Origin of the sequence: Variovorax fucosicus (assembly GCF_030316825.1) — a bacterium.
GTDB lineage: Bacteria > Pseudomonadota > Gammaproteobacteria > Burkholderiales > Burkholderiaceae_C > Variovorax > Variovorax fucosicus.
Window position 1 is genome coordinate 377,221 of sequence record NZ_JASZYU010000002.1, and the last position, 26,247, is coordinate 403,467.

The window sequence follows — 26,247 nt, forward strand, 5'->3', positions numbered from 1 at the left end:
CCGCCGCATAAAGTTTCCGCCAGAGGTCGACCCGCTTCGTTCATGAGGTCGGCCCAGGAGACAAAAATGAATACTGTGACGGTAGCGCCAGAGCAGGTCGACGCCGCATTTCGGGCCGCGATGCGCCGATTCGCCTCGACAGTGACGATCATCACTGCAGCCGACCACGAGCGTCGCCATGGCATGACGGCCACGGCGGTGACTTCGCTCTCGATGAGTCCGCCATCGCTCCTCATCTGCCTTAATCAGAAGACCCTGCTGCACGACATCATGTTCCGTGCTCGGCGCTTCTGCGTGAACGTGCTGCACCGCGAGCAGGTCGAGTTGTCGGCCGCCTTCAGCGGCGCCGTGGCGCCCGAGGAACGTTTCGCGCTGGGCACCTGGTCGCGCACCGAGGACGGCATTCCGTACCTTGCCGACGCCCAGGCCAACCTGTTCTGCCGCAAGGCCGCCGCCATTCCGTACGGCACGCACACCATTCTGGTGGGCCAGGTCGAGCATGTCGGCCTGCGCGATGCCATTGCGCCCCTGGTCTACCAGGATGCCGCGTACTGCGTGACCAGCCCCGCGCCCTGACGCGCGCCGCGGCGCCGAATGCGCCGCACAACTTGCCCCTCTCTCTTTTTACTTCCTACCAACAGGTGGTTCCATGTCCTGCGTCCTTTCCCGTGAGATTCCTCAGACCCTCCAGTCGTCCGTGCAGCGTCCGGCGCCGGCCGAACTCCTTGCGAGGATGAAGGCCCTGCTGCCTGCCATCAAGGCCCGAGCCGGCGAAACCGAGCGGCTCGGACGCATCCCTGCAGAGAATCTGGACGCGCTGCGCGAGGCAGGCCTCTACCGGGTGGTTCAGCCGACGAAGTTTGGAGGCCACGAATACGACTTCGACCTGCTGGTCGAACTCGTGCTGGAGCTCGGCCGCGCCTGCGCATCGACGGCATGGGTTTACGGCCTCTACGCTGCGCACCAGTGGCTCGTCGCCAGCTTCGATGCCAAGGCGCAGCGCGATGTCTGGGATGACGATGCGGACGCGGCGGTCTGCGGCTCCTATGCGCCGGCCGGAAAAGCCGTCGCGGTGGCTGACGGCTATCGGCTCAGCGGACGCTGGGCTTTCGCGAGCGGCTGCGACGGCGCCCAGTGGGCGGTGTGCGCGTCGGTCTTGCCGGCCCGCGAGGGCGAACCGGCGCCAGGGCCTGCCTTCTTCCTGGTGCCCGCGACCGACTACGTCATCGACGGCACCTGGGACGTGGTCGGCCTGGCCGGAACCGGCAGCAAGACGCTGGTGCTGGACGACGTGTTCGTGCCGGCGCACCGGATCCTCACCTTTCGCGAAACGACCAGCGGCCGCACGCCGGGCAGCAGGTTGCACGACAACCCCGGCTTCAGGATTCCGATGCTGTCGAACATCCCTTCGTGCCTGGCGGCGACGGCGGTGGGCACTGCCGCCGGTGCGCTGGACGACTACCTCGAGGTGACGGGCCAGCGCGTCACGCGCGGCGCGGTCGCTGGAGGCAACAGCCGGATGGCGGAGTTCCCGACCATCCAGCTGCGCGTGGCGGAGGCGGGGGCGAGCATCGATGCGGCCCGCGAGGTCTTGTTGCGCGATCTGCGCTTGCGGGCCGGCACGGCCCGATCCGGCGAGGAGATCACGGTGGAACACCGCATTGCCAGCCGGCGCGGGCAGGCGTTCGCGGTGTCGCTCGCCATCCGCGGTGCCGAGGCATTGAACGCTTCCACTGGTGGGCAAGGGCTCGCGATGTCCAACCCGGTTCAACGGGCCTGGCGCGACGCCAACGCCGTGGGTCGCCACATCAGCCTGAACTGGGATGCGGTGGGAACCATGGCCGGGCAGATTGCGCTCGGCCTCGAGCCCAAGGGCCAGTACTGACAGCAGACGTTTCTCACCCAAGGATTGGACATGCAAGGAAAGATTGGACTGGAAGAGCACTTCGCGCTCGAAGAAACCGTGATGGACTCCGCGGGCTTCGCGCCGGAGACGCACTGGCCGGAACTGCGCGCGCGCCTGCTCGACATCCACGATCGGCGCCTGCGCGAAATGGACGCCAACGGCATGCAGATGATGCTGCTGTCGCTCAACGCACCGGCCGTTCAGGCGATACCCGACACCGCGCGGGCCAACGACGTCGCGCGCCGCGCGAACGACTTCCTGGCCGAGCAGGTCGCCAGGCGGCCAGACCGGTTCCAGGCCTTCGCGGCGCTGCCGATGCAAGACCCCGATCTGGCGGCCCGCGAGCTCGAGCGCTGCGTCAGGGATCTTCACTTCAAGGGCGCGCTGGTCAACGGGTTCTCCCAGGTCGGCGACGGGAAGTCGGCCGTCTACTACGACCTCGCCCGCTACTGGCCCTTCTGGGAAGTCGTGCAAAAGCTCGACGTGCCGTTCTACCTGCATCCGCGCAACCCGCTGCCGGTCGACGCAAGGATCTATGACGGGCACCCCTGGCTGCTCGGCCCGACATGGGGGTTCGGACAGGAGACGGCAGTGCATGCGTTGCGCCTGATGTGCAGCGGCCTGTTCGACAAGTACCCGAAGCTCACCATCATCCTCGGCCACATGGGCGAGGGACTCCCGTACAGCATGTGGCGCATCGACAACCGCAATGCCTGGATCGGCACGCCGCCCACCTACCCGGCGCGCCGCAAGATTGCCGAGTACTTCCGCGAGAACTTCTACCTCACGACTTCGGGCAACTTCCGGACGCAGACGCTCATCGACGCGATCCTGGAGATCGGTGCCGACCGGATCCTGTTCTCGACCGACTGGCCGTTCGAGAACGTCGACCATGCCGCCCACTGGTTCGACGCAGCCAGCATCAGCGAACGCGACCGCGAAAAGATCGGCCGCACCAACGCGATCGAATTGTTCGGACTGGACGCATCCCTTTCGACCTAGCAGCACGCATCAAATACAAAGGAGACAGACATGACCAATAACGTCAATATCGACGTCAACGAGGAGCTGGCCGAAGCGAAGGTCGGCCGCCTGCACAAGTGGTTGGGCGTCATGATGGCGACGCTCACGTTGTTCGACGGCTACGACACCTTCAACCCGGCCTACGTCATCCACTACGTGGCGGGCCCCTGGGGCCTTGCGCCAGGGCAGGCCGGCTTTCTTGTATCCAGCGGACTGGTGGGCTTCCTGATCGGCGCGGCCGCGCATGGCATCGTGGCCGATCGCATGGGACGGCGGGTGACCCTGCTCGGCGGCCTCTGGATCACCAGCATCTTCACGCTGGCGACACCGCTACTGGGCGACTCGTTCGCCTCGTTCTGCACCCTGCGTGTGTTGACCGGCCTCGGCCTGGGCGTGCTGCTGCCCCTCGCAACCACCTACATCAACGAGCTTGCGCCGCGCCGCGTGGCCAACACCTTCTCGTTGTGGGGCGTGGCGTTCGGCTGGGCCCTGGGCGGCACGATGGCCGGCCTGGTGGGCGTGTTCCTCACGCCGATCTTCGGCTGGAAGGTGCTGTACTGGATCGGATCGCTGTCGATCCCGCTGACCATCGCGCTGCACTTCTGCCTGCCGGAGTCCGTCAAGTTCCTGGCGCTGAAGGGCCGCATCGAAGACATCCGGGCGCTGCTGACGCGCCTGCGCCCCGAACGTGCCGAGGCCTACCGGAACGCACGCCTGGTGGTGACGGGATCCACCACGCAGCGCAATCCGGTGGCTGCACTCCTGACGCCGCAAAACCGCCGCACCACGCTCACGATCTGGCTGGCCGCGTTCCTGAGCCTGTTCTGCATCTTCGGTCTCACCGGCTGGATTCCGACCGTGATGATGAAACGGGGCGAGACCTTCGCCGCGAGCTTCGGATTCGGCGCCCTGATGCAGGTCATGTCTTTCGTCGGCGGCCTGGCCTGCGGGTACCTGGCCGACCGCCGGGGCTCGAGCCGCAGCGTGCTGGCGACCTGGTGGGCGCTGGGCGGGCTCTCGGTGCTCGCGCTGGTCTTCCTGGATGGCCATGCCGTCAACATCGTGTGCACGGCAGCTGCCGGCTTCTTCGTGATCGGTGCGCAGTACGTGCTGAACAACTTCACCGCGCGCTCGTTCGACACCAGCGTGCGTGCGACGGCGGTCGGCATGATGCTCAGCGTCGGGCGGATCGGCGCGATCCTCGGCCCGTTCGTGGTGGGGACGCTGCAGCAGGTCTCCGCAGGGCCGATGCCGATGTTCGTGCTGATCGGCTGCGCGTCGATCGTCGCGGCCATTGCGATCGCGTCGCTGGCGGGTCGGACGGCGCCTGTGCGCGAGGCCTCGCCATTGCACGTGCATGGATGACAGTAAGCCCTGCGCGACTTCCTGATTCGTGGGGGCCGCTATCCGGCCGCCCCGAACCGGGCGGCCGAGCGGGCCTTGGTCTTCGCCGTTTCGACCGTCCGGTCGCGCGGCTCGGCCGTGGTGACGAGGGACGCGATCAGCGTGCGCGCCGCCGCTGCCACGTCTTCGACGGCACGGTCGAAGGCTTCGGCATTGGTCTTCGACGGCAAGCTGAAGCCACTGAGCTTGCGCACGAACTGCAGCGACGCATCGCGTATTTCCTGCTCCGTGGCGGGCGGCTCGAAGTTGAAGAGGGTTCGGATGTTTCGGCACATGGCGGCTCCGCGAGGTGGGCGATTTCCTCGCGATGGTAGTGCCGCGATGGCGCGGTGCAACTACTTCGCCGCTTCCACCTTCACCCGCGCATTCGGCACCTCGCCGAACATTTCCGGCGCATACATCGCCTCGACCCGGCTCGGCGGCAGCGCGAAATCGCCGACGTTGTTGAGGCGCACGGTGTATTCCATCTTCACCACGCCCTTGGGCAGGTACTCGTAGTAGCTGCGGAAGGCCTCGAAGCTGCGCTCCTCGAAGGCGGGCCAGCCGGCGCCGGTTTTCTTCTCGCCCTGGGTTGCGATCTGCGAGTCGCGGCCGAGGCCGCTTCCGAGGATGGTGGCGCCGCCGGGGATCGGATCGGTGATCGCCACCCAGGTCATGTCGGCGCTGGCGTTCACCTCGAGCGTCACGCGCAGCACGTCGCCGCGCGTGTACTTGCCGGCTGTTGCCTGCTCGACCGGCGCGATGGTTTTCTTGATCGCATAGCCGGCCGCGAACGGCGCCTTCAACTGGATGGCGGCGATCGACTGCAGCGTGAGCCAGGGCTTGCCGGCGCCCTGCTGCGTGACCAGCAAGGTGTCGCGCACCGGTGCCGAACCTGTTGCGGAGGCCCACGGCAGGAACATGCTGTTGTTGCGCAGGTTGCCGGGCGACGCGGGAGCGCCGAAGAAGGTGGTCTGGTTCGGCGCGCCGGCCGCGTCGCTGGTCTTCACGCGTTCGACCTTGCTCCAGTCGACCTGCGCCTTCGCCGCGCCGAGCGTGGCGGCGGTGATGCCGGCCACCGGCGTGCTCTCGAACACCTTGGAGAACTTGTCGAGTGCGAGCCCGCCCCAGAGGTTGGCCGTGGTGGTGTGCCAGGCGCCGTTCTGCTGGCGGCCGATGAAGCCGTTGGCGAGTTTGCCGATGTCGTCCTTCCAGCCCGGGTCGTCCATCACGGCCAGCAGCAGGCGTGCGGTGTTGACATCGCTGTTGGTCATCAGCCACCACAGGTAGTCGTCCTGCTCGGTGCTGAAGATCAGCTTGGTGCCCTGGTAGCTCAGGCGTGCCTTCAACACGTTGCTGGCTTCGTCGAGCCGCTGCTGGCGCTGCGGCACGTCCTGCACGCGCTTGAGAATCTGCAGCCAGTCGATCACCGCGCTGGTGGGCCACTGGTTCGGCGCAATCGTGATGCTGCCGAGCATGCGGCCTTGCGCCTTGCCATAGCGCGACAGCGCCTCGAGGGCAGCGAGCTTGCGCAGGTCCAGATCCTTGCGCGGGCTCCAGAACTCGCGCTGGATGCGGCCTTCCACAAAGGCGATCAGCCCGCGCTCCATCGGCGCGCGCACGTCGTCGGCAAGGGCAAAGGCCGGGTCGAGCGCGGCCGCTTCGTGCGTGGCGGCCAGCAGGTACGAGGTGAGGATGTCGCTGCCGCGGTTCGCCTCGCCGTCGCGCGGCGGGAAGTAGTTGGCCAGGCCGTCGCTGTCGAGATAGCTCGGCAACTGCGCGAGCACGCCTTGCCACATCTTCGCGTCGCGCAGGCCGACCGCCTTGCTGGTTTTCTGTTCGAGGCAACTGAAGGGGTAGGCCGCGAACCAGTCGCGCACGCCGGGCAGGCCTTCGGCGAGCTTGGGTTGCAGGCTCATCTTCAGGCCGCCACGGCCGGGCAGGGCGTCTGCGGGCGGCGCCACGTCGAGCGTGAAGGGCCCGTCGATCTGCACCAGCGTGGCTTGCTGCACCGTGAGCGGCACGGCCGGGATGATGCGTTGCCGCACCTTGAGCGCATCGCGCGCACCGCCGATGGTGTCCTTGGCCTCGATCTCCCAAAGGATGGCTTCGGCGCGCGTCTGCGCGAGTTGCGCCGGCGCCGTCACGTTCCACGCGAGTTCACGCGCTTCACCAGCTGGGATCTCGACCGTCTGCGGCTCCATCGTGAGCAGGGTGGCGCGCGGCGAGGCCAGCACGTTCATGGCCTTCTGCGTGGTGTTGCGCAGCGTGATCTGGGCGCGGAACTGGTCGTCCTCGCGCACCAGCGGCGGCAGGCCGCTGATGATCTGCAAGTCCTGCGTGGCCTGGATGCTGGTCTGGCCGGTGCCGAACAGCCCGGTGCCCATGTCGGCCACGGCCACGATTTTGAAGGTCGTCAGTGCATCGTTGAGCGGCACCGTCACCACGGCCTGGCCGTTGGCGTCGAGCACCACCTTCGGGTTCCACAGCAGCAGCGTGTCGAGCAGCTCGCGCGTCTGGCCCTTGCCGCCACCGCCGCCCGCGGGCACGGCCTTGCGGCCATAGTGCCGGCGCCCGACGATTTCCATCTGCGCGGTGGACGTGCTCACACCCCAGCTGCGCCTTTGCAGCATCGCATCGAGCAGGTTCCAGCTGGTGTTGGGCATCAGCTCCAGCAGGGCCTGATCGACCGCGGCCAGCGCCACCTCGGCGCCCGCCGCGGGCTTGCCGTCGGGCAGCTTGCCCGTGATGGTGATCTGCGCCTTGCCGCGCACCGGGTAGCCGGGCTTGTCGCTCGCCACCGTCACGTCGATCTGGTGGGCCTTGGTGCCGACGCGGATCTCGGCCAGGCCGAGCCGGTAGGCTGGCTTGCTGAGGTCGACCAGCGCGGTCGGGGCCACGTATTCCTTGCCCTCGTACCAGAAGGCCGTCCACCATTCGCGTGGCGCCTTGAAGCCCCAGGTGAAGAAGCTGTACCAGGGCACGTCGCGCAGGCGGCCGCGCAGCGCGAGCACGCTCACGTAGGCGTTCGGGCCCCAGCTGGCCTTGACCTGCAGGCTCACGGTCGGGTCCTGCCCGTTGAGCTGCACCACGTGCGTTTCGATGATGCCCTCGCGCTCCACCGACACCAGCGCGGTTGCAAAACGGAATGGGCTGCGCACCTGGAACCTGGCGACCTCGCCGGGCTGGTAGCTCTTCTTTTCAGGCAGCACGTCGATGCGGTCGTTGTCCTCGCCGCCGAACCAGAGTTCGCCCTGCTTCGTCACATACACCGAGCTGGCGGCCAGGCTCGTGCGGCCTTCGCTGTCCTTCGCGCTCACCACCAGTTCGACCTGGCCGGCTTCCTTGAGCGCTGCATCGCACAGCAGCAGCCCGCGCGCGTCGCTCTTGCCGCTGCAGACGCTGCCGAGATCCTTGGTCTCGGTCTTGTTGTCGTAGGTGTAGAAGCCGCCCACCATCCGCTTGCGGCTGGTGGTGGTGATGCGCGCGACGGCGCGCACGTCGATCGCGACGCCGGCCTGCGGCTTGCCGGCGAGGTCGAGCGCCAGCGCCTGGAACTTGAGCTTCTTGTCGGTCGACACCCAGCCTTCGGTCTTGACGCCCGCGATCACCGCCGCAGGCCACAGCGTCTGCGTGCTGCGGATGGTCTGCACCTCGCCGTTCGGGTCGGAATAGGTGGCTTCGATCAGCAGGTCGCGCGGGGCCTTGGCCCACGACAGCTTGTCGATGGTGACCTTGCCGGCGCCGTTCTTGTCGAGCGTCGTGGGCAGCTTGTCCGCGACCACGCGGGCATCGTCGGAGGCGGTGGCTTCCTCGTCGGCACTGGCCGCTGCACCCGTATCGGACTTCTGCGGCTGCGAAAAGCTGAACATGTCGTAGTCGCTGAAGCTCGGCGTCTTGCCGCGCACCAGCGCCGACACGCGCACCGGCAGGTTGGCGGCGGCGCCACCGGCCACGTAGTTGATCTGCACGTCGGTGGGCACCGAGGTCACGGCCACCAGCGGCTTCTTGTCGGTCGGGCCAACGCGGCCTTCCAGCACCGGCAGGCGGAACTCCTCCACGCGGAACTGGCCGGTGGCGAAGCTCGTGCGACGGCCGTCTTCATACTCGTCGGCCTTTTCCTTGCCGGTGCGCAGCATCACCTCGTAGGCGCCGAGCTTGGCCGCCGGCGGAATCGCGAAGATGCTTTCGGCGCTCTGTCCACCGGTCGGGGTCTTGCGCCACTTCAGGTCCTGCGTGAACTGCTGGCCGCTGCCGGTGTGCGTGAGCACCAGCGTGTCGGGCAGGTCAGGCGGCAGGCCGAAGCCGGTGCTGGTCTGGGTGCGGATGATGTGCTTCATCGACACCGTTTCGCCGGCGCGCAGCAGCGTGCGGTCGAAGATGGTGTGGGCAATGCTGTCGGGCTCCGGCTGCATGCTGGTCGGCACGTTGAAGCGCCAGGGCTCGATGCCGCGCTGCCAGTCGCTCCAGGTGAAGGCGAGGTCTTCCACGCCTTTTTCGTTCCCGGCATCCTTGCCGGTCAGGGTCGCGCGGGCGCTGACGAAGTAGGCATTGCCGCCGTAGTCGCCGTCACCGTTGCCCGCGCACGTGGGTGCTTCGGACGAGATGCCTTTCAGCGTCGCGATGCCATTGGCATCGGTGGTGCCTGCAGCCACCTCCTTGCCGTCGCAACCCGACACGCGCACTGCGGCACCGGCCACGACCTTGCCCTTGTCGAGCGTGGTCACCCAGGCCAGCGCGTTCTCGCGGCCCAGCTTGAAGTGCACCGCCAGGTTGGTGGCCAGCGCGCTGGTGCGCACGTACATCGTGCGGCCGTTGCCATAGCGCTCGTCGAGCAGCGAATCGCCCAGCTTTTGCGAGGCGATCTCCAGCACGTGGAAGCCCGGCGTCAGCGGAATGCCGATCACTTCGAACGGGCGGGGCGCGCCGCCTTCGGCCTTGGGCATGTCGAGCGTCTTCACGCCGGCCTGGCCGTCGAGCAGCGAGAGCATGCGCGTTTGCACGCTGGTCTTGTCGTCCTTGTCGATCACCTTGGGCAGCACGCCCTTCACATCGCGTGCGGCCAGCTTGCGGTCGACCACATAGCTGCTGTCGTAGCGCCGCACCTTGCGAAACCAGGCAATGATCTCGGCGTCGGTCTTCGGGTTCAGGTCGCTCACCTTGCCGGGCGTCAGGGCCTGCAGCTTGAGCGCGGGCTCCACGTTGCGCACCGTCACCGGCATCAGCGCCACCCCGTTCGACTCGGCCAGCCGCTCGACCACGCCGAACGGCGAGGCAGCGAACTTGGCGAGCGGCGGCATGGCACCCGTCGACACTTTCAGCGGAAAGCTCGTGGGCGAGGCCAGCGGGCGATCCGACTCGTCCTTGAAGCCGGCCGGAAGCTCGATGGTGAACTGCGTCTGCTCCGGGAAGGGCGCAGGGAAAGTGACCGAATCGACCAGCGTTTCGGCATCGGCCTGGCCCTCGTCGTTGAACTTGGGCGCGATGCTCTTGCCGCCGCCCTTGACCACGATCTGCGCGGCCAGCTTGCGCGGCACCGGCGCGTTGAACGACAGCGACATCGGCCGCAGCGGCAGGCAGGCGGCCTGTGCGTTCTCGCGTTCACAGCTGAACGACACGGCAAAAGGCTCGCGCACCTGGAAGTTGAAGCGGCGCTCCACCTTGTTGGCAATGCCGGAGGGTGTGGCCACGCCGGTGCCGTACACCAGTTGCACCTTGGCCGAAGGCGGCAGGGTGCGGTTGCATCGCAACGCGGCAAAACGCAGCGGATCTTTGGCCGCGCGCTCGGTCGCGCCCATCGATTTCAGCAGCGCGGCCCGCTCGGCCTCGGTCAGTGCCACCACCGGAATGCGCTCGCCGATGCCATCGGCCTGGCACCACACATTGGCGAGCAAGGTCTGGCTGCTGGCCGCGCCGTTCAGTTCGAGCACGAAGAACTGCTGCTCGTCGATGCGCCCGCCGCCCGGGCGGATGCTGCGCACGAACGGGCCGCCGCTATTGAATTGATAGCTGCTCACGCCCGTCAGCTCTGCGCCGGAGGCCGATTTGAAGCCCGCAACCCGGGTGACGCTGCAGCGCACTCCGGGCGTCAGGTCGTTCTCGAAGTCGAACACCCATTGCTTCTCGCCAGTCCAGCGGCCTGTGCCCTTGCCGGCCTGCGCGTCGCTGCAGCTCACGGTGAGCGGCGCGGGCGCCTTCGGATCGCCGAAGGTGACGGCGGCCTGATCGAACTTGGCGACGATCTGCCGCACGCGCGCCACCTCGCCTTGCGGCGTGAGACTGGTGATCTGGAGCGCCTGGGCGCCGAGGGACAGGCCGGCCAGCAGGGCTGCGGCGGCAAGGTTCTTGTAGGTGTTGTAAGTGTTCAACGGTCTCTCCTGTGCGCTGGGAGGTTATCGCAACTTGTTCACGTCTCGATACACTTCCGGTGAAGAACAAGAGGAAGAGGATCCATGACACCAACGCGCTCACGTGCCGCGCCGATCACGCCTTTCTGGCAGCGCCTGCCGCGGTTTTTTCTGTTTCCGCTGCAGTGGGAGCCCCTGCTGTATGCGCTGGTGCTCTCGCTGTGCAGCCTGCTCGTCTTTGTGATCCCGCTGCCTTTCGCGATCTTCCTGATCGAGCTGGGCATCCTGCTCGCGGCCAGCCGCTACAGCTTCAAGGTCATCCACCTCAGTTCGCAGGGCTTTCTGCGCACCCGGGACTTCCCGCCGCAGCGCGACCCGGACCTGGTCAACCTGCCATGGAAGCTGTTCGCGATCCTGCTGGTGATGAGCTTCCTGATCGGCGGCCTGGCCTACGTTTCTAAGAACCTCGCCATCGCCGGCTGGGCGGTCGTGTCCTTTGCATTGCCGGCCATCGCGGTGGTGCTGGTGCAGACGGCCAGCCTCGGCCAATCGCTCAACCCGGCGCTCTGGTTTTCGGTGATGCGCGCGATGGGCTGGCCTTATGTTGCGCTCTGGGCCTTTTTGTTCTTCCTGAGCGGCGGCGCCGAGATCGCGCTTCCGCTGCTGGCACCGCTGGTTGCCCGCTGGATGCTGTTGCCGCTGATCAATTTCGTGCTGATCTATTTCAGCTGGGCCATGTCGGCGCTGCTCGGCTATGCGATGTACCAGTACCACGATGAGCTCGGCATCGACCTGCGCTTCGTGCCGCAGGCCACACCCGGCGAGCGTGATGTGTCGGAAGAGGCCCGCGCGATCGACGCGCACGTGGCCGACATGGTCGAGCATGGCGAGATCGACAACGCCGTGGGCATTGCCTACGACGCGGCCCGTGGGGCCGAGAGCGACCTGCATGCGCAGCGCCGCTACCACCGGGTGCTGGCGGTGTCCAGCAAGACCGACGACCTGCTGCGCCATGGCAAGCGCTTCATCGAGTTGCTGATGTACAGCAAGCTGGAGACCGAAGCGCTCGCCGTGTACCAGACCTGCATCGGCAAGGATCCGCAGTTCCTCTGCGACAACCCGGCCCATGTGGTGAGCTTTGCGCGCCTGCAATGGCGCGCCGGTGACGCACGCGCTGCGCTGGCTCTGCTCAAGGGCTTCGACAAGCGCAACGCCGGGCATGCCGCGATTCCCGATGCCTACGAACTGGCCGCGCGCGTGCTGATACAGGGCCTGGACCGGCGCGACATGGCCATGCCGATCCTGCAGACCATGAAAAGACGCTACCCGAAGACGCCGCAAACCGAAGAGGTGAGCTGGCTGCTGCGCGACGACGACCCGACCACCCGGGGCGCCAAGCTCGCCGGCTGACGGTGACCCTGTGACCCGCATCCAGGCCCGGCGCAAGCTCATCGTCATCGTCCTGCTGTGCATCGCCGTGGGCGGCGCGCTGTTGCGGCAGTTCGCGCCGCCGGCATCGATGCTGCGTGACATCGGCACGCTGCTGATGCTGCTGTGGCTCCCGGTCATCGGCAACATCGTGGCGTGGCTGGTCGCGAAAGTGCGGCGCCCCGCTCCGCCCGGGCCAACCGGTCCGGCGCCGGCGGTTTTCGGTCCAGCGGGCACCTTCAATCCCCACGCCTGGGTCGAGCTCACGCTGCGCGAGGCCAAGCTGCCCATCGAAGACACGCCGATCGCCGCAGGCGAACACCACTGTGCACTGGTGGTCGGCAACGACGGCTTTACGGCGCGCTGGTTCGTGCGGCCCGATGACACCGTTCGCCGCGGCAAGGCGCACGCCCTGCAGGTCGAGTTTCTGACGCCGACGGTCGCGCTGCCGCGGTTTCAGCGCGACGCCACCTTCCGGATGCTGGTCGGCGGCGCGTTCATCGGGGACGGCCGGGTGCTCGAGGTGCTGGGTCGGGCCTGAGCGCGGCCGCGGCCGCGGCTACTGCATCTGCTTCAGGTTGCCGATGCGCAGCAGCATTTCGGTGAACATCTGCATGTCGGCGTCGAGGTCGGCCACCTCCTTGAACTCCTTGGCGTTGTGCGCCGTGTACTTCTTGCCCGGCATGGCCGGGCCGAAGTTGATGGCGTTGGGCATCAGCTTGGCCGTGGTGCTGCCGGCGGTGGGCACGGGCTCGGCCTGGAGCCCGGTGGTGTCGCCGAAGATGTTGAGCAGCGTGGAGAGCCATGCGCCCTTCGGGTCGCGCGCCATCCAGTCGCCCTGCTCGTGGCTGATCGCCAGCTTCACCTGGTTGGCGGTGGCCCAGGCGTCGATGCGGCCCGCCACGGCTTTCTTGAGATCGTCCGGCGTGCTGCCGCGCGGCATGCGCACGTTGGTCGTGACTTCGAGCTTGCCGTCTTTCTCGCGGATCAGGTTGGGCGACAAGGTCAGCGGGCCCATGAACTCGTCGCGGTAGCCCAGGCCCATCTTCTCGCCCAGGTAGCCGGTGCCATAGAGGTCGCCGAGGTACTTCGCGGCCCTGGCGTAGTGGTTGTTGGCCAGCGGCACCCCGGATTCGCGCAGGAACAGCGCGAGCCGTGGCAGCGGGTTCACGCCTTCCTCGGGCCGGGAGCCGTGCGCCGAGACGCCGGTGACTTTCACGTCCACGCTGTCCGCGCCCTTCACCACGTCGATGCTGAACTTGCCGCCCTGGCTTTCGTAGGCCTGCACAAAGCTGGCCTTGGCCGCGTCGAGCGTCGCGGCCGCGGCGGCGAGGTCGCCGCCCCTGAGCTTCGCTGTGGCGTTCTGCGGCACCGTGTTGGCGGCCGCGGCACCCGCCATGGCGACGATGGCAGTGGTGCCGGCATCGGTGGCTTCCACCGGGAAGAACACCTTGAGCGCGCCCGAGCCCTTTTCGGCGACCACCGCCGGGTACTTGCTGTCGAGCACGATGTTGTAGTCGGGCAGTGGCGTCTTGCTGCGGTAGTACTTCATCGCGTCGCCGCCGGTTTCCTCGGTGGTCTCGATCATCAGGCGGATGGTGCGGTCCAGCGGCAGGCCGCTTTCCCTCACCGTCTTCATCGCATAGAGCACGGCGGCGATCGAGCCCTTGTCGTCGATGGTGCCGCGGCCATAGAGGTTGTTGCCCACGCGCGTGAGCTTGAACGGGTCGAGCCGGGTGCCGTCGTCCAGCACCCATTCGTCGGCCACGACGGGCACCACGTCGGCGTGCGTGAGGATGCCGAACTCGTCCTTGCCGGTTTTCGTGTTGGCAGGCAGCTTGACCTCGAAGATGCGGTTGTCGACGTTGCGGTATTGCAGACCGAAGTCCCTGGCCATGCCCTCGACCAGCGTGCCGAATTCGATGATGGCCTTGTTCTCGTGCGGCGGAATGCGGTCGTCGCGCACGGTGGGAATCGCGACCATGCGGGCCATGGTGGCGATCACTGCGTCCTGGTTCTGCAGCCGGTTGTACAGGCCGAGCAGCCGGCTGATGTTGGTGAGTGCGTCGCCCCGCAGCGGCGCTTTCTTGCGGTAGGCCGCCACGCTGGCCTTGAGCGTCGGGTTGGCCTTGGCGGCGGCATCGAGGAACGCGTTGAAATCGCGCGCCGGTTGGGCTTGTTGCGCCGCGGCCAGCTTGTCGAGCGCGGGTTTCTTGAGCGTGTCGGCCAGGGCCGGCTGTGTGGACAAGGCGAGAGCAATCGCGAGCGAGAGGATGGCCAATGGCGTTGGGTTCATGGCGTGCATCAAGTTGACAGCGGTTGGAGCGAGCGGCCCTGGTCGAGCATGCGCGTCACGGCATGGTCGGGCGCCAGCTTCTGAAGTTGCGGCAACCAGCTCAGGGCCTGCTCGCGCTGGCCGGCCTGCCATTGGCAGGACGCGACCATCGTGAGCGCATCGATCGCGCCCTCATGGCCCGGCGCGCTGGAAAGCAGCGCCTGGCACAGCCGGCGAGCGTCGTCGAAATGGCCGGCGCGTGCAAAGCGGCTCGCGAGCCGGGCCATCTCGCCCGGCGACAGGCGTACCGAAGGGCGTGCCTGGTCGAGGTAAACCTTGTAGCTCTCGTGCTGGAACGCAGTCGTGTGCTCGCTGCTGTCGCGCAGGCGAAAAATCAGTTTCGCCGCGCGGTGGAACGCATCGCCCGAAGGCTGCAGCCGTGCTGTGTTGAAGAACGCGCGCAATGTGGGCAGGTGGTCGGGCCGCAATTTGGCGGCGGCCTGCCATTCGGTGGCCGCGCGGTCGAACTGCAACTGCTTGCCGAACTGCGTGGCGCGCTCGACGTGCCCGTCGAACGGGTCGGGCGGGGCCGCAGTCTGCACCGGCTGGCTGCGCCGTGCGGCTGGCCACAACAGCATCAGTAGCGTGCCGGTGAGCAGCCCGCCCAGGTGGGTCATGTAGCCGACGCCGGTTTCGCCGCTCATGTGCTGCACCACCTCGTTGGCCATCCACACCGGCAGCAGGATCAGCGCTGGCGCCGTGACGTAGTTGAAGTAGAAGAAGAACTGGTAGAAAAACCGGATGCGTCGCAGCTTGTAGATCAGCGCGTACATGGCCATCAGCCCCGCGATGGCGCCCGAGGCGCCGAGGCCGTAGCTGCCGCGCCCGCCATAGGCCCACACGGCCATTGCCGACGCGCCGAGGGCGGCCAGCACATAGAAGCCGAGGTAGGTCGTGCGACCGAGCGCCAACTCGACCGTGAAGCCGAACAAAAACAGGAAGAGCATGTTGCCGACCAGATGGCCGGTGCTGCCATGCAGGAAGGCCGAGGTCAGCCACGTCACCGGCTCGAGCGGCGCGCCCTCGGCGAAGTCCATCGACCAGCGGCGGGTGAAGGAGGCGGGCAGCATGCTTTCGTACTCCGCGCGCCGCGCCTTCCATTCGACATAGCGGGGGTCGGTGGGGGTGATGACGGCATCGGCCTGGAGCCTGGCCTCGAATTTGCGCTCGGTGCGCATCAGATCGACCAGTTGGTCGCGCCCGACCTTGCGTCGCAGCATCTCGCGCGCCTGCTTTGCGAAGCGGCTGCCGGTTTGCTCCAGATGGGTGACGAAGGGGGGCAGTTCCCAGTCGGGCAGGCGGCTCGACAGATAGTGGGCGGTGGCGCGTGCCTCGGCTTTTTCCTCGGTGCGCTGCGGGCCGAAGAAGATTGCGACGTTGACGAGGATCAGCAGCACCGTGAGCCACGGCGGGTTGCGCCAGGTCGGCTTGCTTTCGAGGGGGATGGCATAGAACACAGGTAGGAGCGTAGCCGAAACCACGCGGCTGTCCTGGGGATCGGGTCGCTCAGGCGTCGGTCACTCGGGGCCACCCGCCGCCAGCGGCCAGCCCTCGGCCCTCAGCGGCTAGCTACCCGCAATCTCAACCGATCCGAACCGGCACAAAGATCTTGTCGTCGCCTCGCTGAACCAGCAGCGCCACCGACTTGGAGGACTTCGCCACCACCTCACGCACCTGATCGATGTTGCGCACCACCGTACCGTTCACCGCCAGCAGCACGTCGCCTGCCTGCACCCCGGCCAGGGCCGCCGGGCCGCGCGCCGCTTCGACCACGAGACCATTGTCGATGCCGGCCTCGCGCCGCTCTTCAGGTTGCAGCGGGCGCAGCGCCAGGCCCAGCTTGCCCTGGTCGGCTGCGTCGCCCGCGCTCGCCACCTTGGCCGCCTTGTCGGTGGCGTTGCCGAGCCTCGCCGTGACCGTCTGCGCGCTGCCCTTGCGCCAGATGTCGAGCTGCACCTTGGCGCCCGGCGTGGCCAGGCTGATCGCGGCCGGCAGGTCGCCCGACGACACGATCGGCTGGCCGTCGACCTTGCGGATCACGTCCCCGGTCTGCAGGCCGGCCTGCTCGCCCGGGCCGCCCTTCTCGACGTTGGCGATCAGCGCACCCTCGGGCTTGTCGAGCTTGAAGGAATCGGCCAGCGTCTGGTTCACTTCCTGCACCGACACGCCCAGCCGCGCGTGCTCGACCTTGCCCGTGGCCACGATCTGATTCTTGATCTTGTTGGCCAGGTCGATCGGGATCGCGAACGACACGCCCTGGTAGCCGCCCGTGCGGCTGTAGATCTGCGAGTTGATGCCCACCACCTCTCCGCGCGCGTTGAACAGCGGGCCACCCGAGTTGCCCGGGTTCACTGCCACGTCGGTCTGGATGAACGGCACTGCGCTGTCGTCCGGCAGCGAGCGGCCCTTGGCGCTCACCACGCCGGCCGTCACCGTGTTCTCGAAGCCGAACGGCGAGCCGATGGCCAGCACCCATTCGCCGACCTTGAGGTCGTTGACGCTGCCGAGCTTGACCACCGGCAGATCCCTGGCTTCGACCTTGAGCACGGCGATGTCGGTCTTGGGGTCGGCGCCGAGCACCTTGGCGCGCAGTTCGCGCCGGTCGGTGAGCTTGACAGTGACCTCCTTCGCGCCTTTCACAACGTGGGCGTTGGTGAGGATCACGCCATCGGCGCTGACGATGAAGCCCGAGCCCTGGCCGCGCACGGTCTGGGCTTCGGGTTGCGCCGGGCGGCCGCGCTGGCCGCGCTGCTGAGCGCCCGGGCCTTGCTGGAAGCGCTTGAAGAATTCGGCAAACGGGTCGCCGTCGGCAAAGGGGTTGCCGTCGTCATCGGCGCTGGCCACCTCGTCGGCCGACCGGGTGCCGACCACGCTGATGTTGACCACGGCCGGGCCGTTCTGCGCGGTGATCTGCGAGAAGTCGGGCAGGGCCACCGGGATGCCGGTGGTGGTGGTCGCGGTGGCGACCGGCGGCATCGCCGCATTGGCGCGCGTGAGCTCGAGCGCCGAGACGCTGGCACCGCCGATGACACCCGCAGTCACGAGGGCCAGCATCAGGCGGGTGGGGGTGAGGGATTCGAGTCGCATGGGTCCGTCCTTGTGAAGTGGATGACCCGATGATGGGGAGCCAGGCTTAGAGGGGTCTTAACCTGCGGCCTTCGGAAACTGCACGTCCACCCGCAGGCCACCGAGCCTTTGCGAGCGCCCCAGGTGCACGGCGGCGCCGTGTCGCCCGGCGATGGTCTGCACGATCGCCAACCCCAGCCCGCTGCCTTCGGCGCCCGCGCCGGCCGCGCGGTAGAAGCGGTCGAAGGCGCGCTCGCGGTCGGCTTCCGGAATGCCGGGGCCGCTGTCTTCGACCGTGAGCACGGGCGCCTGGTCGGCCAGCGTCAGCGTCACGTCGACCTGGCCGCCTACCGGCGTGTACTTGAGCGCGTTGTCGAGCAGGTTGCCGAGCAGGATGTGCAGGGCGGCGGGCTGGCCTTGCACCTGCGCGGGTGTCGATGCGGCAAGGCCGAGGTCGATGCTGCGCTGCTGCGCCTGCGGCAGCACGGCGGCGATCGCTTCGGCCACCAGCGCTTCGAGTTCGACGGGGCCGCTCGGGTCGTCGAGCGGCGTTTCCGTGGCTTCCTGCCGGGCCAGCGCCAGCAACTGGCCGACCAGCCGGATCGAACGGTCGATGCCCTGCTGCAGGCGCAGCGTGGCCGCTTCACGGCCGGCTTCGTCGCCCGCGCGGCGCAGCGACTCGGCCTGCAGCTTGAGCGCCGTCAGCGGTGAGCGCAGCTCGTGCGCCGCATCGGCCACGAAATTCTTCTGGGCCTCGAACGCACCACGCACGCGCTGGAACAGCAGGTTGAGCTCCTGCACCAGCGGCCGCACCTCGTCGGGCAGATCGGTCTCGGGCAAGGGCGAGAGGTCGTCGTCGGCGCGGCCGGCCACCTCGCGCCGCATGCGCTGCACCGGCGCGAGCGAGCGCGTGATGATCCAGCCGACCGCCAGCATCAGCAGCGGCGCCATCAGCGCCATCGGCAGCGTGGCACGCAGCGCGAGGGCGCGTGCGCGGGCCTGGCGCGCGTCCATGTCCTGCGCGATCTGCACGGTCTGCATCGGCGTCTGCAACGAATAGACGCGGTAGCGGTTGCCGTCCACCACCGCATCGGAAAAGCCCAGCACCGCGCGCGGCGGCAGCGCCGAGCGGGCCGAGCGGAACACCTGCGTGCCGTCCGGCCCCCAGATCTGCACGAACACGTCGAAGCCTTCCTCGCCGTAGTCGGTGTCGGCCGTGCTGCCGATCGGCGCGCTGCCGCGCAGCGAATGCGCCATTTGCTGCAGGTGCAGGTCGAACATGGCGTCGGCTTCGCGCAGCGCGCCGCGGTAGGCCGTGATGCCCAGCCCCAGCGCCGCGAGCAGGATCGAGGCCAGCACGAAGCCGAGCAACCGGCCCCGCAGCGAATGATGGCGGGCCGCGGCGCTCATTCCCGGGCCACCATGTAGCCGAGTCCGCGCACGGTCTGGATCAACCCGGCACCGAGCTTCTTGCGCAGCCCGTGGATGTAGACCTCGACCGCGTTGCTGCTGATGTCGTCCTTCCAGCTGTAGAGCTTTTCTTCGAGTTGGGCGCGCGACATCAGTACGCCGGGCCGCGCGATCAGCGGTTCGATCACGGCCCACTCGCGCGCCGAAAGCGCGACGGGCTGGCCGTTCAGCGTGGCCTCGTGCGTGGCCGGGTTGAGCGTCACGCCCAGGTGCGAGAACGTCGGCTCGCCATGGCCGGCACGGCGCCGGATCAGCGCGCGGATGCGGGCCAGCAGCTCGGTCATGTCGTAGGGCTTGACCACGTAGTCGTCGGCACCGGCATCGAGCCCCGCCACCCGGTCGCCGACCGCGTCGCGTGCCGTCGCCACCAGCACCGGCACGCTGTCGCGGCGCGCGCGCAGGCTGCGCAGCACCTCGAGCCCGTCGCGCCGCGGCAGGCCGAGATCCAGCAGCATCAGGTCGTAGCGGTGGGCGCGCAGGGCGGTGTCGGCCATTTCACCGTCGCGCACCCAGTCGACCGCGTAGTTCTCGCCGCGCAGCAGGTCGAGCAGCGTCTCGCCGATCATGGTGTCGTCCTCTACCAGCAGCAGGCGCATGGTTTCTCGCAATCCGTCCTATTGGGTGGCGATTGTCCGGTAGCCGCTTAAGCCGGGCTGAAGCCCGGCCGCAGGGTTTGCCGCAGCCCTGTAGCATCCCACCCGTTTTGCCTTTTTCCTTCTCACCCCCCGTCCGCCACCCCGCCCGATGAAGCGCCAATGGGAAATCGATGCCCTGCGCGGGCTGATGCTGGTGCTGATGACGCTCACGCACCTGCCGACACGCCTGACCGATCCGCTCGGCCAGCCGTTCGGCTTCGTCTCGGCCGCCGAGGGCTTCGTGCTGCTGTCGGCCTACGTGTCCGGGCTGGTCTACAGCCGGCTCGCGCAGCGCCAGGGCATCGGCGCGATGCGGCGCGCGTTCGGCAAGCGCGTGTTCAAGGTCTGGCTGGCCCAGGCGGCGACCCTGGCGTTTCTGTTCACCATCATCGCGGGCCTCGGCGTGCGGATCGAACAGCCGGCCGTGATCAACCTGCTGACCTACTACCTGGCCCAGCCGCGCGACGCTTTCCTGAGCGGGCTGCTGCTGGTGTACGAGCCGCCGCTGCTCGACATCCTGCCGATGTACATCTTCTTCATGCTGTTGAGCCCCTGGGTGCTGGGTTTCGCCCTGCGGCACGGCTGGAGCGGCGTGATGGTGCTGAGCGCCACGCTGTGGGCGGGCGCGCAGTTCGGCCTGAGCGAATGGGTCTATGGCATCGCGGCATCGCATTTCGAGTTGTCGGTGCCGTACGGCGAGATGGGCTCGTTCAACACCTTCGGCTGGCAGTTTCTCTGGTTTGCGGGGCTGTGCATCGGCGCCGGGCGGCAGGCGCCGGACGCGAAGCCGTTGCGCTTTCCGAACTGGCTGGCCGCCTTGGCGGCGGCTGTCGCGCTGTACTGCCTGGTGTGGCGCCACTTCGGCGAGCACGGACAGGCGCCGTTCGGCGGCGATGCGGAGTTGAACCTGCTGTTCGACAAGTGGCGGCTCGGGCCGCTGCGGCTGGTGAACCTGGTAGCGCTGGGCATCCTGGCGCTGCGGTTCGGTCCCGGGCTGATCGAGCGGCTGCCGCGTCTGCGCGCACTCGAAGCAATGGGCTCGGCCTCGCTGCCGGTGTTCTGCGCCCATCTGGTGGCGGTGTTGCTGACGCTGGCACTCTATGGCGACAACCAGCTGGCGCGGCCGGTCTGGGGCGATGCGTTGCTGCTGACGGGGGTGTTCGCCTGGCTCTATGCAGTGGCCCGGCTTGCGCTCTGGTGGGAGGGGCGCGCGACCCCGCCGGTCAGCGCGGCGAATTGACTGCGGCCACGTCGGCAGGGGCCAGCAGGTACGGGGCGATCGCCGCCTGCCAGATCCGGTAGCCGGTCTCGTTCATGTGCAGCATGTCGGCACGGAACAGTTCGGCGCGCGGTCGGCCATCGGCGCCCAGCATCGGCGTGAAGATGTCGATGTAGTCGGTGTTGGCCTGCGTGCGCAGGTAGGCGCCGACGATGTGATTGGTCTCCTGGATCTTCGGCAGCAAGCCCGCGCGCGAGGGGCTGGGCTTGACCGAGATGAAGCTGATGCGGGTGTTCGGCAACCCGGCCCGCACCGTGTTGGCAAACTGCGCGAAGCTTTCCAGCACCTGGAAGGGCGTCCGGCCTTCCGCGAGGTCGTTGTCGCCGGCGTACACCACCACCTGGCGAGGCCTGTAGCGCACCACGAGCTCGCGCGCGAACAGGCTGCAGTCGGCCATGGTCGAGCCGCCGAAGCCACGGTTGATGACAACCGGCTGCGAGCGGAAATCGTCGGCAAGACGTGTCCACAAACGGATGGTGGAACTGCCGACGAACAGAACGCCGTCGCTGGCGGGGGGATTTTCGCGGTCGGCCTTGTCGAAGGCCGCGAATGCGTCGTGCCAGCGCGTCTGGGCGGCGGCGTAGGCCGCCGGGGAGGGCGCTGCGGCCTCCTGCGCCTGAACGCCCGGTGCAGCCAGCGTGGCGAGAACGGCGAGAGCGGTGCAAGAGGCCAGCACGAGCCGGCTGGCGCGACGGGAGCGGGACATCATCGGCAAAGATGTTAACGAACGGCCCAGGGTCGCCCCGGCGTCAGAGTGTTTTTTCGATCAGCGGGCCGTGGAACAGCACCGGCCCGGTCGGGCCGCGCTCGCTCGGCACGCCGCCCTTCGGTTCGAGGCTGATCGCGAGCGCCGGCACGGCCCGCACATCGGCTTCGGACGCGGTGAGCTTGAGCGCCGGGGCATCGCCGAGCACGCCGAGCGAGCGTGGCGCGCCGCCGGGCGGCAGGGCCCACAGCTGCAGCGACTTGTCGGCGCCCGGCTGGTAGTTGCCGACGCGCTGCAACACCAGCTGCCGGTTCTTCGGGTCGAAGGTCACGAGCATCGAGGCCGCGGCCTTGTCGTCGGCCAACACGGCCACGTATTGCACCGTCGGCGCGGTCTCGAGTTGCTTTTGCAGATCGAGGCCGACCACCACGGCGATCGCGGTGGCGAGCGCACCGGCCAGGCTGGCGCTGCGCCAGAGCGCGAGGCTGCGCAGCCAGCCGCCCTGAGCGGGCGAGGCGGCTGGCGGCGCGGCGCGCTGGCGTGCCAGCGCCTGGCCTGCCTGCTCGGCTTCGATCAGGTTGCGAATGCGCGTCCAGACCGCGGCGTCGGGCACGATCGATGGCTGCAGTTCGGTCATGCTGGCGAGCCGGCCCTGCCAGATCAGCGCCGCCGCGCGCACCGGCGCGCTTTCGCGCGCAATGGCCTCGAAACGGCGCCGCGCGCCGCCCCGCAGCGTGCCGAGCGCATGGCTCGCGGCCAGCAGCTCGAGCAGTTCGGGGTGGGCGGCGATGTTCATGAGCGGTTTTCTTTCACGCAATGCGCCCCATGCAGGCGCGCAGCTTCTCGAGGCCGCGCCGGATCCAGGTTTTCACGGTGCCGAGCGGCAGCCTGAGCTGCTCGGCCAGTTCGCCATGGCTGAGGTCGCGCAGGTAGGCCAGGCTCACCACCTCGCGCTGCCGGCCTTCGAGCTGGCTCAGGCACTGGTGCAGCGCCCAGGCCTGTTCGGTTGCTTCGGCCAGGTCCTGCGGGTTCTGTGCGTCGGAGGCCAGGGTGTCGGCCATCTGCTCGTCGAACTCGTCGGTGATCTGCGCCCGGTCGGCGGTGCGCCGGCGCAGCAGGTCGAGCGCCCGGCTGCGAACGATCAGGCCCAGCCAGGCCATCGGCGGACTGAGGGAGCCGCGGTAGTCGCCGGCCACGCGCCAGATCGTCAGGAAGGCCTCCTGCAGCACGTCCTCGGCCCATTCGCGTTGCCGCACCACCCGCATTGCCAGGCCGAACAGCCGTGGCGAGGTTTGCTCGTAGAGCAGCTTCAACGCGGCCTCGTCGCGCCGACCAACGCGGTCGATCAGCGCCATCAGTTCGGCGTCGGGGCTGGCAGAGGTCATCTGCAGATTGTGGAGCACGGCGCTGCATGCCCGGAGGTACGGCCCGCAGCCGCGTACGGATTCAGATGTCGGTGACTGAATCCAGTCGCCGACGCCGCGCGTACTGGAGAGACGGGGCGTGCAGCCACAACGCAGCAAAACAGCCGCGCCCCCGTACTGCTCGACTTTGTTTGTTCAAACCTGAAGGATCCGACCATGCAACTCCGTACCCTCTCGGCCGTGCTGGCCACCGCGAGTCTCGCCGCCTGCGCCGGCATGGGCGCCAAACCCATGATGTATTCCCAAGCCACGTTGCCCGATCCGGTCAAGGTGCCGGCCGGCCACACCGTCGCGATGGAAACCGTCGGTGCCGGCGACATCACCTACGAGTGCCGCGCCAAGGCCAACACGCCTGGCGAATACGAATGGTTCTTCGTCGGCCCCGACGCGAAGCTGATGGATCGCAAGGGCGCGCAGGTCGGCAAGTACTACGGTCCGCCCGCCACCTGGGAAAGCATGGACGGCTCCAAGGTGACCGCCGTGCAGGTCGCCGTTGCACCCAACGGCACCGGCAACATCCCCTACCAGCTGGTCAAGGCCAACCCGGCCATGGGCACCGGCAGGATGCAGGGCGTGAGCTACATCCAGCGCGTCGCCACGCAGGGCGGCGTGGCCCCCGCGGCGCCCTGCGCCGCCGCCAGCATGGGCCAGAAGCAGGTCGTGAAGTACCAGGCCGACTACATCTTCTACCGCGCGATGTAGCGCGGCCGGCTCAGCCCAGCCGTGCGCGGTGCCGCGCGATCTGCGCGCGCACCTGCGCCGGCGCGGTGCCGCCGAGGATGTTGCGGGCATTGAGCGAGCCGCGCAGGCTCAGCACCTCGTAGACGTCTTTCTCGATCTTCGGGTTGAACTCCTGCAGCACCTTGAGCGGCAGTTCCGACAGGTCCACCTGGTGCGCGATCGCGGCCTTGACGGCGTGCGCCACGGCCTCGTGCGCATCGCGGAACGGCAGACCCTTCTTCACCATGTAGTCGGCCAGGTCGGTGGCGGTGGCATAGCCGCGCAGCGCGGCTTTTTCCATTGCTTCGGGCCTGACCGTGATGCCGCCAACCATCTCGGCAAAGATGCGCAGCGTGTCCTTCAGCGTGTCGACGGTGTCGAACAGCGGCTCCTTGTCTTCCTGGTTGTCCTTGTTGTAGGCCAGCGGCTGGCCCTTCATCAGGGTGAGCAGGCCCATCAGGTGGCCGACCACGCGGCCGGTCTTGCCGCGCGCGAGTTCCGGCACGTCCGGGTTTTTCTTCTGCGGCATGATCGAACTGCCGGTCGTGAACCGGTCGGCAATCTGGATGAAGCCGAAGTTCTGGCTCATCCACAGGATCAATTCTTCGCTGAAGCGGCTGATGTGGATCATGGCCAGCGAGGCGGCTGCCGTGAACTCGATTGCAAAGTCGCGGTCGCTCACGGCGTCCAGGCTGTTCTGGCAGACGCCGTCCATGCTCAGGGTCTTTGCCACCATTTCGCGATCGAGCGGATAGCTGGTGCCGGCCAGCGCGGCGGCGCCCAAGGGCAGGCGGTTCACGCGCTTGCGCACGTCGGCCATGCGTTCGGCGTCGCGTGCAAACATCTCCACGTAGGCCAGCATGTGATGGCCGAAGCTCACCGGCTGTGCCACCTGCAGGTGGGTGAAGCCGGGCAGGATCACCTCGACGTTCTGCTCGGCGATGTCGACCAGCGCCTTCTGCAGGCTGGCCAGCAGGCCGTCGATCAGGTCGATCTCGCTGCGCAGCCACAGGCGCACATCGGTCGCGACCTGGTCGTTGCGGCTGCGGCCGGTGTGCAGGCGCTTGCCGGCGTCGCCGACCAGCTGGGTCAGGCGTGCCTCGATGTTGAGGTGCACGTCTTCCAGGTCGAGCTTCCACTCGAAGGCGCCCGATTCGATTTCATCGCGAATCTGCTTCATCCCGCCTTCGATCGCGGCGTGATCCTGCGTGCTGATGATCTTTTGCGCGGCCAGCATGCCGGCATGCGCGAGCGAACCCTCGATATCGGCCTGCCACAGGCGCTGGTCAAACGACACGCTGGATGTGTAGCGTTTGACCAGGTCGCTCATCGGCTCGGAGAACAGGGCAGACCAGGCTTCGGATTTCTTGTCGAGTTGGTTTTGGGTCATGGAAGGCGATCGGGAGGCAATAATGGGTTGTCACCTCATGTTTCAGTGATGCGCAACCCGTCGATTTTATCGGCCACCCCCGTGGCTCCCTCATCGGCCGGTGCTCCGGCCAAAAGCCGCACGCCCGCGCGACCGGGCGTGGCGCTGTTCGACGCCTGCCAGGTCGGTACCGTGCTGCGCGCCGTGCTGTTCGTCGAGGCGGTGGTGGCGGTGGCCACCATGTTCCAGGCGCCCAGCCCGTCCGAATGGCTCGGTCTTGCGGCCACGGTCACCGGCGGTGCGCTGCCGGCCACGCTGCTCTGGCTGGTGCTCGCCTGCGCGATGAAGAAGCCGCTGGCGCGCCTGCCGCGCGTGGCCCAGTACGCGGCCGGGGTGCTGCTCGGCGTGCTCACGGGGCTCTACGGCTGCGGCTTGTTGCGTCTGACGGGCGTGCTCGCGACCGGCCCCTGGCTGGCCAGCGCGCTCGCCGGCGCGCTGTTCGCCGGCGTGGCGATGGTGGCGCTGGTGTTGCGCGCCCAGGGCCGCACGCCGGCCGCGACCACGGCGCGGCTCGAGGAATTGCAGGCGCGCATCCGCCCGCACTTTCTGTTCAATACCCTCAACAGCGCCATCGCGCTGGTGCGCGAGGAGCCGGCCAAGGCCGAAACCATGCTGGAAGACCTGAGCGAACTGTTCCGCCAGGCCTTGGCAGACCCGCGCGACTCCGTCACGCTGGCCGACGAGATCGGCCTGGCCGAGCGCTACCTGGCCATCGAGCAGGTGCGTTTCGGCGACCGGCTGCGCATCCGCTGGCAGCTCGATCCGGCCGCCAGCGGCGCGCGGCTGCCGCCCTTGCTGCTGCAGCCGCTGGTCGAGAACGCGGTCAAGCACGGGGTCGAGCCGAGTCCGGACGGGGCCAAGCTGCGCATTCGAACCGAGCGCCGCGGCAGCATGGTGGTGATCGAGGTGGTCAACAGCCTGCCGCCGCTGCGCTGGGCCGATGAACCGTTGCCGCGCGGGCACGGCATTGCGCTGGCCAACGTGCGCGACCGGCTGCGGCTGCTGCACGACATGCAGGCGCAGTTCCGCGCGGGCATCGACCAGGGAAGCTACCGGGTCCGGATCGACATTCCGGCCGAATCATGAAGAAGAGGGC

Annotated in this window: 20 protein-coding genes; 9 read left to right on the plus strand and 11 right to left on the minus strand. The window is 68.0% G+C overall.

The genetic code is table 11. The annotated features are described in order from the left end of the window. The first annotated feature begins 66 nt into the window (after positions 1 to 66). The 4 genes from QTI05_RS13945 (at position 67) to QTI05_RS13960 (ending at position 4,294) form a co-directional block, all read left to right on the plus strand. Complete coding sequence (locus tag QTI05_RS13945; RefSeq protein WP_286545469.1) at positions 67 to 576, plus strand: flavin reductase family protein; 510 nt, start codon at positions 67 to 69, stop codon at positions 574 to 576. A 73-nt stretch (positions 577 to 649) separates the two neighbouring features. After that, positions 650 to 1,885, plus strand: coding sequence for an acyl-CoA dehydrogenase family protein (locus tag QTI05_RS13950; protein ID WP_286657820.1), 1,236 nt, complete (start codon positions 650 to 652; stop codon positions 1,883 to 1,885). 30 nt (positions 1,886 to 1,915) lie between these two features. Then, on the plus strand, positions 1,916 to 2,908 hold the full coding sequence (locus tag QTI05_RS13955; protein WP_286621819.1) for an amidohydrolase family protein: 993 nt from the start codon (positions 1,916 to 1,918) through the stop codon (positions 2,906 to 2,908). A 30-nt stretch (positions 2,909 to 2,938) separates the two neighbouring features. Beyond that, entirely contained in the window at positions 2,939 to 4,294 is a 1,356-nt protein-coding gene (locus QTI05_RS13960; RefSeq protein ID WP_286545471.1) for an MFS transporter, read from the plus strand. A 38-nt stretch (positions 4,295 to 4,332) separates the two neighbouring features. Here QTI05_RS13960 and QTI05_RS13965 read toward each other — a convergent pair whose 3' ends face one another. Continuing rightward, positions 4,333 to 4,608: a DUF2277 domain-containing protein gene (locus tag QTI05_RS13965; protein WP_286621820.1), complete on the minus strand. Its 276-nt coding sequence runs from the start codon at positions 4,606 to 4,608 to the stop codon at positions 4,333 to 4,335. Positions 4,609 to 4,668: 60 nt separating this feature from the next. After that, positions 4,669 to 10,680: an alpha-2-macroglobulin family protein gene (locus QTI05_RS13970; protein ID WP_444812903.1), complete on the minus strand. Its 6,012-nt coding sequence runs from the start codon at positions 10,678 to 10,680 to the stop codon at positions 4,669 to 4,671. 84 nt (positions 10,681 to 10,764) lie between these two features. Between QTI05_RS13970 and QTI05_RS13975 the strand changes: the two genes are divergently transcribed. Together QTI05_RS13975 and QTI05_RS13980 are read left to right on the plus strand one after the other, a co-directional pair. Next, on the plus strand, positions 10,765 to 12,069 hold the full coding sequence (locus QTI05_RS13975) for a tetratricopeptide repeat protein (RefSeq protein WP_286621821.1): 1,305 nt from the start codon (positions 10,765 to 10,767) through the stop codon (positions 12,067 to 12,069). Positions 12,070 to 12,079: 10 nt separating this feature from the next. Then, positions 12,080 to 12,628 carry a hypothetical protein gene (locus QTI05_RS13980; RefSeq protein WP_286621823.1) on the plus strand — a complete coding sequence of 183 codons (549 nt, stop codon included), beginning with the start codon at positions 12,080 to 12,082 and terminating at the stop codon, positions 12,626 to 12,628. A gap of 18 nt (positions 12,629 to 12,646) precedes the next feature. On the opposite strand, the gene QTI05_RS13985 is transcribed toward QTI05_RS13980, so the two are convergent. The 5 genes from QTI05_RS13985 to QTI05_RS14005 all read right to left on the minus strand — a co-directional run bounded on the left by QTI05_RS13985 (position 12,647) and on the right by QTI05_RS14005 (position 19,554). Beyond that, entirely contained in the window at positions 12,647 to 14,383 is a 1,737-nt protein-coding gene (locus QTI05_RS13985; RefSeq protein WP_286621825.1) for a dipeptidase, read from the minus strand. An 8-nt stretch (positions 14,384 to 14,391) separates the two neighbouring features. After that, the gene (locus tag QTI05_RS13990; RefSeq protein WP_286622399.1) at positions 14,392 to 15,879 is read right to left on the minus strand and encodes a rhomboid family intramembrane serine protease; all 1,488 of its coding nucleotides are present in this window, start codon (positions 15,877 to 15,879) and stop codon (positions 14,392 to 14,394) included. A gap of 124 nt (positions 15,880 to 16,003) precedes the next feature. Continuing rightward, positions 16,004 to 17,509, minus strand: coding sequence for a DegQ family serine endoprotease (locus QTI05_RS13995; protein WP_286621827.1), 1,506 nt, complete (start codon positions 17,507 to 17,509; stop codon positions 16,004 to 16,006). A 57-nt stretch (positions 17,510 to 17,566) separates the two neighbouring features. After that, entirely contained in the window at positions 17,567 to 18,898 is a 1,332-nt protein-coding gene (locus QTI05_RS14000; protein WP_286621830.1) for an ATP-binding protein, read from the minus strand. Beyond that, positions 18,895 to 19,554, minus strand: coding sequence for a response regulator (locus QTI05_RS14005; protein WP_286545479.1), 660 nt, complete (start codon positions 19,552 to 19,554; stop codon positions 18,895 to 18,897). The genes QTI05_RS14000 and QTI05_RS14005 overlap by 4 nt, the downstream gene beginning before the upstream one ends. 148 nt (positions 19,555 to 19,702) lie before the next feature. Between QTI05_RS14005 and opgC the strand changes: the two genes are divergently transcribed. Next, the gene (gene opgC / locus QTI05_RS14010) at positions 19,703 to 20,833 is read left to right on the plus strand and encodes an OpgC domain-containing protein (protein WP_286621832.1); all 1,131 of its coding nucleotides are present in this window, start codon (positions 19,703 to 19,705) and stop codon (positions 20,831 to 20,833) included. Here the strand turns inward: opgC and QTI05_RS14015 are convergent. From QTI05_RS14015 to QTI05_RS14025, 3 genes are read right to left on the minus strand one after another with little or no spacing between them, the layout of a single operon-like run. Then, positions 20,817 to 21,578 carry an SGNH/GDSL hydrolase family protein gene (locus QTI05_RS14015; protein WP_286621833.1) on the minus strand — a complete coding sequence of 254 codons (762 nt, stop codon included), beginning with the start codon at positions 21,576 to 21,578 and terminating at the stop codon, positions 20,817 to 20,819. The genes opgC and QTI05_RS14015 overlap by 17 nt on opposite strands. 43 nt (positions 21,579 to 21,621) lie before the next feature. Beyond that, a complete protein-coding gene (locus tag QTI05_RS14020; protein WP_286621834.1) occupies positions 21,622 to 22,374 on the minus strand; it encodes an anti-sigma factor in 753 nt (250 codons plus the stop codon). Positions 22,375 to 22,387: 13 nt separating this feature from the next. Continuing rightward, positions 22,388 to 22,963 carry a sigma-70 family RNA polymerase sigma factor gene (locus tag QTI05_RS14025; protein WP_286545483.1) on the minus strand — a complete coding sequence of 192 codons (576 nt, stop codon included), beginning with the start codon at positions 22,961 to 22,963 and terminating at the stop codon, positions 22,388 to 22,390. A 195-nt stretch (positions 22,964 to 23,158) separates the two neighbouring features. On the opposite strand from QTI05_RS14025, the gene QTI05_RS14030 reads away from it, so the two are divergent. Then, positions 23,159 to 23,704, plus strand: a complete 546-nt coding sequence (locus QTI05_RS14030) for a DUF3455 domain-containing protein (RefSeq protein ID WP_286621835.1) — start codon at positions 23,159 to 23,161, stop codon at positions 23,702 to 23,704. A 10-nt stretch (positions 23,705 to 23,714) separates the two neighbouring features. Here QTI05_RS14030 and argH read toward each other — a convergent pair whose 3' ends face one another. Next, positions 23,715 to 25,112 (minus strand): argininosuccinate lyase, encoded by a 1,398-nt coding sequence (gene argH / locus QTI05_RS14035; protein WP_286621836.1) that lies wholly within the window; start codon positions 25,110 to 25,112, stop codon positions 23,715 to 23,717. A gap of 48 nt (positions 25,113 to 25,160) precedes the next feature. Between argH and QTI05_RS14040 the strand changes: the two genes are divergently transcribed. Then, positions 25,161 to 26,237, plus strand: coding sequence for a sensor histidine kinase (locus QTI05_RS14040; RefSeq protein WP_286545486.1), 1,077 nt, complete (start codon positions 25,161 to 25,163; stop codon positions 26,235 to 26,237). Positions 26,238 to 26,247: the final 10 nt, after the last annotated feature.

Coding starts and splice junctions, on each gene's coding strand:
- QTI05_RS13945 (WP_286545469.1), top strand. CDS start 67: ATGAATACTGTGACGGTAGCGCCAGAGCAGGTCGACGCCGCATTTCGG.
- QTI05_RS13950 (WP_286657820.1), top strand. CDS start 650: ATGTCCTGCGTCCTTTCCCGTGAGATTCCTCAGACCCTCCAGTCGTCC.
- QTI05_RS13955 (WP_286621819.1), top strand. CDS start 1,916: ATGCAAGGAAAGATTGGACTGGAAGAGCACTTCGCGCTCGAAGAAACC.
- QTI05_RS13960 (WP_286545471.1), top strand. CDS start 2,939: ATGACCAATAACGTCAATATCGACGTCAACGAGGAGCTGGCCGAAGCG.
- QTI05_RS13965 (WP_286621820.1), bottom strand. CDS start 4,608: ATGTGCCGAAACATCCGAACCCTCTTCAACTTCGAGCCGCCCGCCACG.
- QTI05_RS13975 (WP_286621821.1), top strand. CDS start 10,765: ATGACACCAACGCGCTCACGTGCCGCGCCGATCACGCCTTTCTGGCAG.
- QTI05_RS13985 (WP_286621825.1), bottom strand. CDS start 14,383: ATGAACCCAACGCCATTGGCCATCCTCTCGCTCGCGATTGCTCTCGCC.
- QTI05_RS13995 (WP_286621827.1), bottom strand. CDS start 17,509: ATGCGACTCGAATCCCTCACCCCCACCCGCCTGATGCTGGCCCTCGTG.
- QTI05_RS14000 (WP_286621830.1), bottom strand. CDS start 18,898: ATGAGCGCCGCGGCCCGCCATCATTCGCTGCGGGGCCGGTTGCTCGGC.
- QTI05_RS14005 (WP_286545479.1), bottom strand. CDS start 19,554: ATGCGCCTGCTGCTGGTAGAGGACGACACCATGATCGGCGAGACGCTG.
- opgC (WP_286621832.1), top strand. CDS start 19,703: ATGAAGCGCCAATGGGAAATCGATGCCCTGCGCGGGCTGATGCTGGTG.
- QTI05_RS14015 (WP_286621833.1), bottom strand. CDS start 21,578: ATGTCCCGCTCCCGTCGCGCCAGCCGGCTCGTGCTGGCCTCTTGCACC.
- QTI05_RS14020 (WP_286621834.1), bottom strand. CDS start 22,374: ATGAACATCGCCGCCCACCCCGAACTGCTCGAGCTGCTGGCCGCGAGC.
- QTI05_RS14025 (WP_286545483.1), bottom strand. CDS start 22,963: ATGACCTCTGCCAGCCCCGACGCCGAACTGATGGCGCTGATCGACCGC.
- QTI05_RS14030 (WP_286621835.1), top strand. CDS start 23,159: ATGCAACTCCGTACCCTCTCGGCCGTGCTGGCCACCGCGAGTCTCGCC.
- argH (WP_286621836.1), bottom strand. CDS start 25,112: ATGACCCAAAACCAACTCGACAAGAAATCCGAAGCCTGGTCTGCCCTG.
- QTI05_RS14040 (WP_286545486.1), top strand. CDS start 25,161: ATGCGCAACCCGTCGATTTTATCGGCCACCCCCGTGGCTCCCTCATCG.